The organism is Bifidobacterium sp. LH_416, from assembly GCF_056357055.1.
In genome coordinates this window covers 554,822-568,762 of sequence record NZ_JBKEVJ010000002.1, presented here as the reverse complement: position 1 = coordinate 568,762, position 13,941 = coordinate 554,822, and the positions used below count along the sequence as shown (strand labels likewise).

Below are 13,941 nucleotides of genomic sequence, written 5' to 3'. Positions count from 1 at the left end.
TCTTGTCATTCGTGTGGAATGGTTCATACTTGCTCGTAGACGTATGATTCAAGCCGGCGCATTTCACCTTCCACCATCTCTGCCAGGTTCTGGTCCTCGACTTTCAGCCCAAGCTCGATATTGAGGTTCTCCGCACTATAGGAGAAGTTTGCACTGGTTACGAGCAGCGACTGATGATCAATGGAGAGGAATTTGGCGTGGTTGCGGTAATACTTGCCGGTTGCGTATTTCTTGGTACGGAACACGTGAGCTCGAGGAAGTTTTTGGGCGATCTCCTTTGGCGAGAGACTGCGGCTTCCCGCTTTGGACGTCCCATCGTTCGCGGAGGCGTCAACGTAAATCCTTATGGATACCTCAGGATGCTGTGCGGCCATTTCCACTAAGGCCTTCCACAAGTCGGACGAGGATTGGAAATTATACGTTGAACAAACCACGGATGTGCGGGCGTCCATTACTAATCTGCTACGTGATAGGTTGAGCTCGCCGGCATTGGCCAGCAGATGCGGTGCGGTCCACATAGGAGAGATTTCGGTAGTGCCTGAGTGCGCTCCTTGAATGGTGCGTAAGCCGGCAACGGTCATTTGCCGCTGGACATCTCCAGAAATGCCATATCCCGCGGTTCTCAACAGATGCCGAATGTCCTTCCTGCGGGAAGGTTGTACGGCACCCAGCGCTTGGGTAATGGTTTCGCCGGCGGCAAGCCGGTCAGCCATGGTGCCTGCCTCCGTACCGGTGAGGTACGCTCCGAGAACAACGAGTGCATTCTGCTGATTTTCGTCCATCGTCAGTCTCCGAAGAATGCTAGGTCCGAATACTCTCCCGGCAACGGGACAAGGAATCGGCGATCGAGGAAGCGATTCGCCCGCTCGCAGGTCGTCTCTGCGAGCATGCAGCAGCAGTGGCAAGCGGCTCCATGCAGGAAGTCCTCCGGATCCTTGGGTATGCGCTGCGCGCACACGGGATCCGAAGAGCAACGTCGAATCTCCTGAAGGGTTTCAGTGAAGATGCGTTCAAAATCTTGCTGTGCTCCCAGACTGACCAGTCCGCCAAGTGTGCCATCTGAATCAGATGCCGTAGTGGCGATCAGTACTCCAGTCGCGGCCGGATGATCATCATCCTTTGCCGGCCATGCGTATATGCGTTCGTTCAGACTGGGGATGCCATATCCGGATGACATGGCCATCATCTTGATAAGTGCATGAGACAGCGTATGCACCAGCCAATAGCGCGGTTGCGGCAGTCGGTCATCCGGGTTGATGTCCTTTGATGTTTCAGAGAAACGATTATAGAAATTACGCCGATGGGCTTGTCGATGCGCCTCCCACAGGCTGCTGGCAAGCACATGTTGTTCCCACTGCGCAACCTTATCTTCATCCAATTGGATGAAAACACCCTCACCGAGATCTTCGGTGGCGGGTACCCATGTCGGTTTGTCGTGAGTGAGCCCGACCAGTCGATGACCGATATCATTCGCGCGTTCGAAATCGTCGATACGTGTGAAACCGAGGAGCGTGTTGACCTTACGAAGCTTATCGACTCCCAATATGCGGGAGATGCCGGCATGAGTCACCGACGGCGCGACTGATTCCTTATGAACGGTGATACCGCTGTGCGGTTCGGTATATCCGTCTCGGAAGAGATCTCGCTGAAGGAATTTCCATTCAGGCACCCGAAGATCAGATGGATCCCAGTTCTTCCGGCGTTCCTGTTGCTCCTTTTCCTTGTTCTCCTCTTCTTTGCGGGCATGATGAATCAAGAATTGCAGCTCAGCTTGGGAAGTCAGTGAATCTTTGAGCTGGCGGCTTGCTCTAGGATGATGCGAGACGGTTTTGATAATGCTCTCGTAGTTGTTGTCTTCCAGCATCCATTGATTGCCGCTCTCATACAGTAATTTGGTCAATTCCTCATAGAGGTCTTGGCGTTCTTTTGCTTCATCGAGGCGTGGCATATCGATGATGCTTTGTGTCACGGGGAACCACAAGTTGGAGGCACCGATGAGCATCAGGCGAACCGGTTCGTTGCAGTTGTCTTCATACTCATTGAGATGTGGGAACCGGCCTCGGCATTTTGGTAGTTTCTTTTGTCCGTCAGTTCCCTGTGCCTCACTCATGGTACGTTTTTTGCCACAGCTCTTGCACTCAATGGTGGGAATACCCTTGGCACCCTCAAACATGCGCAGTTGTGGTTTGTCAGGGGCGGCGGTGCAGCGTTCACCGTAATGCACCCACCAGTCATAGGGGAACTCGTCCACATGGCCATTAGGACACACCAGTAGGTATCGAGCTGGAATACAGAGACGGTCGGTTTTCTTGCCTTGTCCGCCTCCCGGGCAATGACGATGTGTGAATTGCGCCTGATCGGGACGGTAACGGTTGACATTGCGGTAGCCGTTGACAAAATCCGCAACAGGGGCCAGCTTATTGCAACCTGTACAGCGCAACCATTGCGGGAAGACTCGTGCGGGCACTCCGAGTCTGCCGCCTTCCTGAGACGGAATTCCGGAAAACGATGTTTCGCGGGGGAATGGACGCAATTCCTGCACTTGGCGTCCAAGCATGATTTGCACGCTTTCCAGCAAGCGTGGCGCGTGGATGCTCGGGATGCCGGAATTGGCATGATCCCAGACATGGTCCCAAGCTTCCAATCCCATAGGCATAACCGTGAAATGCGGCAGATCCATAATGGATCCCGGCCCGTAGGTATACAGTAATGTGGATCCGCGGGAAGAACCTACCTTGGAATAGTTTTTACTCCCTTGCTGTTCGGCAAGCTTATCTTCGTCTCCCAATGGGTCAACGAGTGCGTCTTCATCGTAATTCAGATTGCTGGTATCGCTCATGGTCAGGCCTTCTGTTCGTTGTCGTTATCGGTGTCTTGGGGTTGCCAGGGCAGCATGCCGCCTTTTTCGACGTTGCCGAGCTTGTCTGGGATAGGTGAGACGAGAATATTGATCTCCGGCTGCACCTCACGCATGGAATTGGCGACCACGAATTTTCCTTCCGTGTCCGCTTTCGCTTTGTCGCCGAGATCTTCCGCAGAACACATCAGCGGCATAAGCTGTTCGTTTCCTTCGGGGACTCGCTCGTAGACCAGCGTGCGGCCTTCGCCATGAGCGGTATCGGAGAGCTTGATCCATTTCTCGAGTCGATTACGCAGCTGTTTGGCTGCATATATTGTTCTGCTATCGTTACGGGCGGCGTGCCGAATGCGTTCTTGGAGTTCCTTGATAAGTTGTTCGAGGAATGGTCGCTGTCCGTCGATTTGACCGGCGTTATGCTCGGGGGACAAACCGTCATGCACGCCGGCTTGCAGGACTCGTGCGGCGCTGACGAGTAGCCCTTCGATGCCTCGCTCCATTGAGGTGATTGAGAACGGTGTGACGGACAATGGTTCCACTCGTGCATAGAACGACTCATGGTAGGCACGGAACTGTTCGAAATGTGCCAGATCGCGCGGACGAGCCCAATTGCCAAGCGTCACCACCAAGCCGGGGCGATCCGAGTCACGTCCGACTCGGGAGGATGCCTGGATGTATTCGGCCGTGTTCTTCGGCTGCCCGACGATCATCATCAATCCGAGCCTGGGCACATCGACGCCGACCTGCAGCATCGATGTGGCAAGCACGGCATCGAAGGGACGTTCGCCGGAACGGTAGATCGGCTTTTTGCCTTGTTTCTTCAATTGGCTGTTATGAGCCAAGGCCTCTGCTGAATCGTATCGGCGGTCGAACTGTATGTTCATGGCATTCAGCGTCTGCACGATATCGGAGGAGGCGATGCGTGACGTCAATTCGCCGACATTCAACATATTGCCCTTGGTGCCGAGACGCTGGGGAAGTAGACTGCCGAGTCGCCAAATGCGCACGCGGGTGGCGATATCGTCCTGCATGAATCGTGCCATGCCTGCCAATTCTCGGGTAGTGGAAAAATAGCTGACCAGGGTCATGTATGGGTCGGCGGCGTTGCCTCCGTTGGGATCGTCCATCAAACGCTGCGCGCCCTTCAATAGGGTAGTGGCGGTATGGATTTCCGCATTGCTCAGACGCACGCCGGTAGTGGAAATGCCAATGTACCGTCGACCGGGATGATCGGCGGATACCGGTACTTCCTTGGAGAAGAATGTATCCGCGGCGTCGAGTACCTGTGGCGGGAACATCGTGGTGCCGCGAGCATACAGATTCTCGATTTGTTCGGAGGCCTTGCGCACCGTAGCCGAGGAAGCCACGATCAGGGGCCGAATGACATGCCCCTGAGCGTTCTTCCAAGTGGACATCACATCAATGCCGGCTTCGAACAGGCCGATAGTGGTGCCGAGGGAGCCGGTGATGAGGTGGAGCTCGTCCTGGATAATCAGGTCTGGCGGACGAAGTCGGATTGCTGGGTGGATTGCGGCTTTTGGATGTCCGTTCTTCGCTGGATGAGCGGAATCATCTTTCAGATTGCATGAGGCGTAGTCGGCGGAACCGTCAACGCCCCGTTGCGGCACATAGCCATGCCTATCGCATTTGCGGCCAACATAGCCGAACAATGCGGAGGCGGCACTTTCGCGGGCAAGGCGGGCGAACTTGTCAACAGTGGCAATCACGAATGCTGGTACCAGACGATAAATCTCCTCGTCGGTGGTGAGTACCGGAATGCCTTCCTCCACTGTGCCACCGTCTGCAAACGGGCATTCTCCGAATCGGTCGGAGCAGCGCACATACACCCGTCCGAGTGTCTTATCGACTTTGAGTGAGTCGGATGACAAAGTGCGGCCGCACCACGGGCAGTTGGCGATTTGCAGCACATCCGGATTGCGGGAGGAATTCTGACGGTTGAGCTGCTGAATCTCCTGGGCTGCTTCATCCACTCGCTTCGGTGTCACACTGGTGCCCACCCACAGGCCGATGCGGAATGGCTCGGAACCCCAGATTTCAGGAGCCTTGCGACGTTCCAATTCGGCAGCGCAAACGAGAGCTGAAGCACGTTGGAACTGCTGTGAGGTGAGCAGGCGCAACGTGTAACGCATGAGTACGGTTACGCCCTCATTGCCGTTGAGCGTGCCGTCCGGACTATTGATAACACCTTGCCGGCGTCTTGCCGCAAACGCATACGCGGCAAGACCGAGATACGCTTCGGTTTTACCGCCACCGGTTGGGAAGAACAACAGCTGTGCTTTGGCCATTGACCATTCAGGATCAGAGCGGACCTTCAACGATGGGTCGCTGAGTGCATGCACCTGCATGAGAATGAACGCGATCTGGAACACGCGCCAATGATGCGGATTCTCAGAAGCCTCGACCTGTTGTTCGGCTTTTGCCATCGTCAGTGTACTGTTATTGGCACGTTTGGCGGCAATTTGTGTGTGTACGCGCTGGTCTGCCATCACCCGGTTCATGAAGTGGAAGCAGCGTAACGCCTCCTCATCATGAGTGAGGAAGTCGATGCCGTCGGCGAGTTGACGCTGCACCTGCCAGGCTTCCGCGATAACCTCATCGGCGGTGTCACGCAGGTGTTCGGGCAGCTGATCGGCGATGTGCTGTTGCTCGTCCAGCCATGCCGCATACCCGTCCGCAATGGGCTGCAAACCGGAACGTACGGTGTCCGCGTCTGCGCTCGCGAGTGTGACCATGTCGAGCTCAGTGTCTTGCACTGTTTCCGCTTTGGTCTGTGGAATCTCCGATACCGGCAGCCATGTGGTACGTACGCTGGTGGCGCGGCGAGGATGTTCTGGAGCAACCGTCCAGTCGGCCGAGCAGGTGCGTCCGATGGCGAATTCCAGTTTGTTGCGGTATTGCAGGTGAAGACGCTGCTCCTCCACATCGGTTTCATCTTCGAAGGATGTGTCTTCCATCCAGTCATGTACGGGCAGAAATACTGCGGCACCGCCGGCATCCACTTCCAGCTTGGTCTGGAACAACCAATCGGGAATGCGAATAGTGCTCCCGACTGCCTTATCGTTGCAGAGCGCCACTTCGATAAGACGACGATGCTGGTCCGGTTCGTTGTACACGTCGACGCGCAACTTGATACTGTCCGCATCCGATGAAGTCACCTTGAATTCTTCGGTTGTGCCTTCTCGCAGTTCCGCCAGACGAATAGTCACCGGATGGTGCATTGGCGCGCGGCGGAATTTGCGGACCTCCTTGCCGCTCTCGGTAACTTCGCCTGTCTTTTCCGGGTTGTATACGCCCCACGAGCAGTGCACGGTGACCGTGTCCAGATCATCGGGCACTTGAAAACGCAGGCCCATTGACGATGGGATGATCAGCCCGCGACGCTGCGGTTCATCCTGATTCTCGGAACCGCCGTTTTCCACGTCTTCGGAATCGTCATCCTCTTCGTTGTCATCGTTGTCAAGGGCATCGAGCAGCGGCAATCCGCTTTTATCGTCGGAATCATCATCCGGACGAATACGCGTGGGGGCGATGCGGCCGAGAATGTACTTCGTCTTCGGGGAGATATCCATGAGTTCTTCCTCGCCTTCGGATGGGCCGAGGAGTTCACGCTCAAGAATGTTCTGCAGATTCTCTCGCACCGAGTAAGACTTGCCGTCAAGCGGATAATGCAATTCATAGGGTTTTACTGGTCGCGACTGTTGAGGTTGCGATTGTTTTGCCATCACAGTTCCTCCTGCTATTTGGCCTGCTGGTTGGTCTGGGTTTCAAGTGCGTAGCGGCGGTGGTTTTCTTCGAGGAGACGGTCGAGAATCTCGACGCGGGCTTCGGGGCACACCGTCCAACGGGTCATCTTGCGGTACGTATGGAAACCGTGGTTGAGCGGAACGTCGCTCCATCCGTAGGCGTCCATAACCGTCTCGTCGAGCGTCTTGTGGATCTCGCGCATACGGGCCACGTCCGCATCCGACGAATCGGAGAGATCAGGATCATTGACGAGGTTATACAGGTCGGTCAGGCCGAGATTGCGACGCAGCATGATCTCGCGGCGCTCGGTATACAAGGTTTCGCCGATTGTCTCGAGGCTGTCGTTACCGGTTCTCGGACGGGGGAACGTGGCGAATACCGCCGAGGGAACATATCTTGGGTCGAGTCTCATGGTTGTGCCGTATTTGATGACCCAGTCACGATGCATCGTGGACGATAACACGGCCAGATCCGCGTACCGATTGGTGGCGAAGACAATTAGCATTGCGTCAAACACCTGGTCATTGGTGACCATTTGCGGCATGAGAGTGCGACTCACCTGTGCAATGACAATCACCTTGTCAAGCGAGGATATCGCCTTGCGCATCGCGGGACGCTTTTCCGCGTATTGCCACCAATAATCTCGGTAAACTTTTCGGTTGTTCTTCAGTCTTTCATCTTTAACGTGGGCGGCAAGTTGCTGGTATGGTAGTACATATTCTCGCGCTTTATCTTCAGACATATCGTTGAAGTCAATGACCCAGCGAGACGCGGAGCAATCCGCATTCTTGTTCAGATTGTCGCCGTTGAGATAGGGGAAGAGCACATCCTTGTTCTCCTGGTCTGCGGCAATCCACTGTTGTGCGGTATCCGGCGAGATAATGAAACCGGTACCAAGTACATAGCATCCGTTAAAAGCAATGCTCTGATTTTCAATCAGCGATTGGGGGGGGGGGGTGGTGATTCTACCGGTAGGTTCCAACAATGTGGAGATACGCTTAGTTCTTACACCGTCGCAATCCTTCAGGATTGCATCGTCTACACGACCGTTTACGCCCCACACCACTGCGTATTCCACGCTGGCGCTAGCTACTGTCCATGTTTGCGATTGAATGGCTCGAGTAATGGTGAAACCTCGTTCGGCCATCTGATCGAGACCAACCTCGCGAGTACCGCCCTGTGCAATAGTATTTGTGGCCAGTAAACCGAAGGTTCCTCCTTTACGTAGCAAATCGAATGCGCGTAAATAGAAATAGGCACACAAGTCCGCAATCCCCGTTGCTCCGCTTGCGATGACATGAATGAACCAATCTCGCATATTATTTCCCATAGCCCCGCGTAGTTTTTGGCTGCCGAGGAACGGCGGATTACCGATGATGGCGTCGAAGCCACCATTCTCCATAACTTCGGGAATTTCAAGCGGCCAGTGCAGGCACTGCCATTGCTCGTAGTCGGTCGGCACGGTCGGAGTCAGGCCGCGTTTGATGATGCTGCGCAGCATGGTATCGTCGGCTTCGCCGTGCGTCGGGAACGCGCGGCCGGCGGCCACGGCGAGGTTGTCGTAGGCTTCGTCCAGTTGCTTGCCGGGTTTGCCGCCGACCTGCAGTCCGGCGGCGATCACACCGTCCGCGATTAGGCGCACCTGAGCGAGCGCATCTTCAATCGCGTGCATCTGCCGGCGTTTCGCGTTGGCAGAACGTTGCGGGTCGTTGTTGTTGATTTCGTCGGACAACTGGTCGCGCAGACGGCGCACCTTCCGCAGCACCCCATCGACGTCCACGGCCTCAGCTGTCTGGTCGAGTTCATTCACCACGAACAACTGGCCTTGGTCATGCTGTTGGGCATCAATGCGCATGGTCTTCATCTGCTGCAGGCTGGTGATGCCGAGTAGCGAGTTGCCGTGGAAGATCTTGTTGTCCACGAAGCTGAACGGCAGGTGTGGGTCGAGCGAGACGAGCCACAGCGACAGTTTGCACATCTCCACAGCCATCTCGTTGATGTCCGCGCCATACAGGCATTTGGCCACCACTTGACGCATGGCCTTATTGTGTACCTGTTCCGAAGAGCCGGCCGGAGTGGTGCCTTCCCGATGCCATGCTTCGACAAGCCGATTGGCCAGATAACGGCCAGCGGCCACAAGGAACGCGCCGGAGCCGCACGCGATGTCGGCCACGTGCAGTTCAAGCAGGTCGTCGGACGAGATGGGCTGCCACTTGTCGCGGTCGTTGGTCTGGTATGGTCCGGGCTTGTAGATGAGCGGTTCGAGCGCGTAACGTACCACGTCCTCGGCCAGGGTTTTGGGTGTGTAATGTGCTCCGGCGTTCTTGCGTGACGGGGTTTCGGTCACGTACAAGTCACCTTCGAGGAATATGACAGGCTTGCCGCGCAGGTCACGGCGGATGAGCGCTATCCACGGGCGCAGACGATCCTGCAATGCGCTGTCGTGCGTGACGGCAAGCAGTGCGCGTTCACCATCCTCGGGCATCTGTCCGGCAATCATCTTCGCCATCGCATTCTTCGAGGGCGCGTCAGAAGCCGATGCATTGTTCTTTACCCAAGTTGCGATGGCAGTGGCACGCTTACTGCCGCTAGCATCGGACGCAGCAAGATTCGCAGTGATCTGTTCGAGAGCGTCAAGCGGCATTTCCGGTTCCGCGCCGGTCTTGCCGTTCAATCCGAGCACAATATCAGTACTGCGACGGCACGTATAGCCAAGCAGGCCTTCGTAAATATAGCCGATCTGTTCCACATCGATGTCTCGGAAGGAAATACGGCGGGCCTCGCCATTCACGTTCGCGATCTGCACGGCTCGCAGCACATGATACATAACACGGTCAGGCACACTCAATGCCAGTTCACCGCGATCGTTGAGCGCGGTCAGGAAGGGGTGCCGGTCCGGGTCGAATACGGAGCCGCCGTAGGCAGGCAGACGCATGTCTTCGAATGACGCGCCATAATACAAAGCTTGCGAAGTGGCGATCAGACGATGCCAGACCATGCTGGTGCCGTCCATTGACTCCTCGCCATCCGCACGGGCTTGCGCATCCAACTGGTCGAGCACACCAGCCAAACCGTAGCCATTCTCAAACAGCAGACTTTGCGGCAGGAGCCCGCGTTCCTGCGCGAATAGCAGGAACACGACGCGCATCATCATGGTCACGGTTGCCTCATAGATTTCCTCGCCATCCTGTGGCAGTGGATCGGGCAGACCATCCTCGCGTGAGTGTGCGGAAGCTTCACTGAATGCGGCGACCACCAATTCCACGGCCTGACGAACCTGACGGCCCAGAGAATCGGTTACTTCCTCGGCGGCGGTCACTGACTCCGCAAATAAAGCGGGCAGACGGTTCTCCTCCGTGCCGGTCACCAAACGTCGGATATCCAGCAGTTCGGCGAACGCGTCACGTATTGCGGGAGTATCTATCCACATCTGCGAATCGAACTGTCCCCATGCTGCCGGACCATGCTTTGGCGCACTCACAATCGCCCACCAACGGCCATCGGTCACCACGCCGATTGAACACGTCGAATCCTCAACGCGCAACATGTTTTCCATACGATCGAGCGCATTGGCTGACCATCCGTCATCCAAATCGTCAGTCAGCGTGCCCTGCACCGGATCGATCACCAACACCAGGGCTCCGAGATGATCGTTCACGCTCATCATGGCGGTCGGTTCCACGCGAATGGCCTCGTTCGGTGACGTGAATCGATAGGTGGAAGCATTTGCGGAACCGGACGTCAAAGGCATATATGTATGTTCCCAGCCAAGCATGTCTCGCAGTACGAACTCCACCCACTTGTTTCGTTGTACGCGGTACTGGTTCAGCCAATTCATGCGGACCTGCGGGTCATCCTTCGAAAGCGACCGGTACCAATCATCCCACGACTGCTCAAATATCGCCTTGCGATCGCGCAGTTCCGCCATGATGTTCCCACCGTTTGGACGCTGCTTGATGGAGGCCATGCCCTGAGGCCATGCACGCTTCAGCGCCGGGACGGCAAGGAACGGGCCATCGGTTGTGACCAGCTGCAACCAGTCACGATGCATTTGGGTGACACTCATCTGGCTTGTTGCGCTGCGACCTCGCTGAGCGCTTCTACGGGTTGCTGCCATTAGCGTTCCTCCTCCCACATGCGCGCATCCTGCTCGCTGACGGCAAACACCAACGCGGCAATCGACGTATACGGTTTGACATCCTGATAGCGGGTGCGAATCATATCAAGTTCTCGGCGTTCCTCTTCGTCCAATGAATCAAGACGGTCTTCCATCTTGCGAATATCACGCTGACGCTGACGTTTCTCCTCGTCGCTGAACAGGTCAAACATCATCTGACTTTGCTCCTCGTCCTGATCATGCAACTGCTTGAGCGAGTCGCGCAGATTCACACGGAACTGTTCAAAAATGCTCTTGGCGCGAGTCAGGTCGGCGTCACGGCGTTCATTGAGTTTCTCGGCGCTCTTCTGCTGTAACGTTTCGGCCTGACGGTTGACGGCATCCTCGAGACGTGTGCGCAGACGGCTGTTATTGGCCATCCATGCCTCACTCAGATGATGAAGCACGGCAGGACTGGCAATCTTAAGCTGACGCGATGCATCAAGTGCGGTGCTAAGCAAATCCTGAGCTTTGTCTCCTGCCATGTTCTGCGCGCCAAAGCGCAGCCCGGTGACGAACACCTCCTCATGTACGCGCAGACCGCCACGGCCGACCAACACCATGCGCGATACGGCTGCCGCACACGTATATTCCAAATCAGGCATGACGATCGCCGTGACGCGGTGCAGTTTTGGCTCCTGGCCATACAGATTACCGCGCAGCACACGGGCGGCTTTGGTCATCAATTCGCTTCCCAGATGCTCATAGGCCACATTCGGGTTTTGCTTGGCAATCTGCTGATCAAACGTGATTGGGCGGACGGTTGTCGGGTCGAGCAGCGTACGCAATCCGGCGGCAATCGGTTGCCAACCGCGGTTGAGATCAGGAAGACGGAACACGCCTTCCTCCACTTGGCCATCATGCTCGGCGGGAATCAGAGGCGGCTGGTTCGTCAAAGCCAGAGCGGTATTGACAACGCGTAGCTCCGCCTCGGGGGAGAGATGCATGGCCTTCCTGCTCGCATCATATTCCTGAGCGAGATGGGTGAGTTGACGGTTCAACTCCAAGCTGCCGGCCAGTGTACGGTTGATTGCATCATTCGCCTGCCGCGTCCGAACATCAACCGCAGGCGAATGTGTCGACTTTTTTGCATGTAGGAAGTGATCGGCAATATCGTAGTCGATTAACGGGTTCACGGTGCCCAGATCATGCTTTTCCACAGCCACTTTCTCGGCAATGCGTTCCATGAAGGCCATATCGCCGGCATACAGTGCGCCAGACGTATCGTTCGGACGGAAATAGTAGATTTCCGGGGTCTTTGTCTGGCCGTATCGGTCGATACGGCCAATGCGCTGTTCCAATCGTGACGGATTGAACGGCACATCGAAGTTCACCAGACGATGGCAGTATGCTTGCAGGTCGATGCCTTCACCGGCCGCGTCGGTGGCCAACAATACTCGGATGGGTTCCTTGCGTGGGTCGGCGTTGAACCTGGCGCGGATGAGTTCACGATTTTCCGCGGACGTTGCGCCGTTGATGACAGCCAGGCGATGAGCGGAATAGCCGCGTGACTCGAGTACCATGTGGATCCAATCCAACGTATCCGCGTACTCGGTGAACACGACCACACGTTCGTCGCTCCACTGTGCACGGCCATCCGGTCGACAGATTGAATCCAGCCAGTTGATCAGAGCCTGTAACCGGGAATTTGGCTTGGCTTCATAATCACCTGACCAGGACGACAAATCCTCCAGTTGTTCTTCTTGCGCGGCCTCAAGCGGATTGTCCGCCTTGCCTTTGCGCAACGCTTCGGACTCAGGCTGGTCCTCGAGCCCCTCCTCTTCGTCCGACTGGCCGGAGCCCATGACCTCGGTGTAGTAGTTGTCATCGAACGGATCCCGATCGTCGGAATCGGACTCATGCAAAAAGCGTCCCAACGTGACGGAAAACGCCCACGGGCTTGATAACAGACGCTTCTTGAACAACAACGCCGTGACACCGAGGGAACGACGATTCCGCTGCTGCTTTCTTGTGGTCTCAAGAATATCATCCAGCAGCTGGTAGTGGCTTTCCTCATCTTGGGTCGGCGTAAACGGGATGGTTTCGATGTGACGCTCTTTGAAGTTCAGATTACTGATACCTGTCTTCAGACGGCGTACGGTCACCTCGTTCAGTGCCTTTTCGTCGATATTTGCGCCACGCGTGAAACGACGGGAATCGACCATCTCCAGCAATGCCGTGAACGACTCCGAATACCCGTTATGCGGGGTTGCGGACAGGAACAAGCGATGCTCGCAATGCTCAGCCAGACGACGCACAGTCTCCGTACGTTTGGAATCCACCGCGTAGCCACGCGCCTTGCCGGGCATGGTCGGAGCCGCGGGAGCGACATGATGCGCCTCATCGACGACCAGTAGATCAAACGAATATCGGCGGGCGCTGTTCAAACGTCCAGCATCCGCGTACACCTCTTCGAACAGGCGCTGCGCGCGAATCGACGGCACCCACGCCATAGACACGATCACACGCGGGAATAGACGGAACGGGTTCGATCCCAAACCATACTGACGGCGTGTGTTGGCCAAGGTTTCCGAATTGACGATGACGAAATCCAAGCCGAATTTCTCGTGCATCTCTTCCTGCCACTTCAAACACAGCGACGGCGGGCATACGATGATTACCGTACGAGCCCGGTGGCGCAGCAGCAGCTCCTGAATCACCATGCCTGCCTCGATTGTCTTGCCTAAGCCGACATCATCCGCCAGCAGCAGGTTTGTGCGCGGTGCGGCTATCGCGCGACGCAACGGTTCCAGCTGGTAGGGTTCCAGGTTCGCGCCAGTACGGAAAGGAGCTTCGAATTTCTTGTCATCCGCGCTGGTCACCGAACCCCAGCGCATTGCATCTACAAACGCGCCCAAACGGTTCGGATCATCGAACGAATCAGCACTGATTACATCCGGCAATCCCCGACTGGGGATGACGGTTTGACCAACCTCCAATTCCCAAATGACCGATAGTTCCTCGCCCATGCGATCCTCTTCCAAGGATTGCAATGACACAACATGCTGTTTGCAGCCGCGAGTCTCATCGGCTGGGCTGCGCGACAAACCCTGTTCGGCCACACTCGTGACCGCCCATGTGGTTCCACGCACCTCGACGATACTGCCAACCTCCGGCAATGCGGGCATTGCCTGCTGCATATCAGTAGTCGCCATCGCCGTCG

General features: G+C 56.2%; 5 protein-coding genes. All 5 read right to left on the bottom strand.

Annotated elements, in window-relative coordinates:
* Positions 1-23: 23 nt before the first annotated feature.
* From drmC to drmD, 5 genes are read right to left on the bottom strand one after another with little or no spacing between them, the layout of a single operon-like run.
* Positions 24-782, bottom strand: a complete 759-nt coding sequence (gene drmC / locus AC1AY0_RS07065) for a DISARM system phospholipase D-like protein DrmC (RefSeq protein ID WP_476524950.1) — start codon at positions 780-782, stop codon at positions 24-26.
* Between the two features lie 2 nt (positions 783-784).
* Positions 785-2,839: a DrmB family protein gene (drmB, locus tag AC1AY0_RS07060; RefSeq protein WP_476524949.1), complete on the bottom strand. Its 2,055-nt coding sequence runs from the start codon at positions 2,837-2,839 to the stop codon at positions 785-787.
* 2 nt (positions 2,840-2,841) lie between these two features.
* Entirely contained in the window at positions 2,842-6,600 is a 3,759-nt protein-coding gene (gene drmA / locus AC1AY0_RS07055; protein WP_476524948.1) for a DISARM system helicase DrmA, read from the bottom strand.
* A gap of 14 nt (positions 6,601-6,614) precedes the next feature.
* Entirely contained in the window at positions 6,615-10,739 is a 4,125-nt protein-coding gene (locus tag AC1AY0_RS07050) for an Eco57I restriction-modification methylase domain-containing protein (RefSeq protein WP_476526101.1), read from the bottom strand.
* Positions 10,739-13,933, bottom strand: coding sequence for a DISARM system SNF2-like helicase DrmD (gene drmD, locus AC1AY0_RS07045; protein WP_476524946.1), 3,195 nt, complete (start codon positions 13,931-13,933; stop codon positions 10,739-10,741). Before drmD ends, AC1AY0_RS07050 begins: the two co-directional genes overlap by 1 nt.
* Positions 13,934-13,941: the final 8 nt, after the last annotated feature.

What these genes read in the sequence shown, in the direction of transcription:
- drmB (WP_476524949.1), bottom strand. Translation starts at nt 2,839, where the DNA reads ATGAGCGATACCAGCAATCTGAATTACGATGAAGACGCACTCGTTGAC.
- AC1AY0_RS07050 (WP_476526101.1), bottom strand. Translation starts at nt 10,739, where the DNA reads ATGGCAGCAACCCGTAGAAGCGCTCAGCGAGGTCGCAGCGCAACAAGC.
- drmD (WP_476524946.1), bottom strand. Translation starts at nt 13,933, where the DNA reads ATGGCGACTACTGATATGCAGCAGGCAATGCCCGCATTGCCGGAGGTT.
- drmA (WP_476524948.1), bottom strand. Translation starts at nt 6,600, where the DNA reads ATGGCAAAACAATCGCAACCTCAACAGTCGCGACCAGTAAAACCCTAT.
- drmC (WP_476524950.1), bottom strand. Translation starts at nt 782, where the DNA reads ATGGACGAAAATCAGCAGAATGCACTCGTTGTTCTCGGAGCGTACCTC.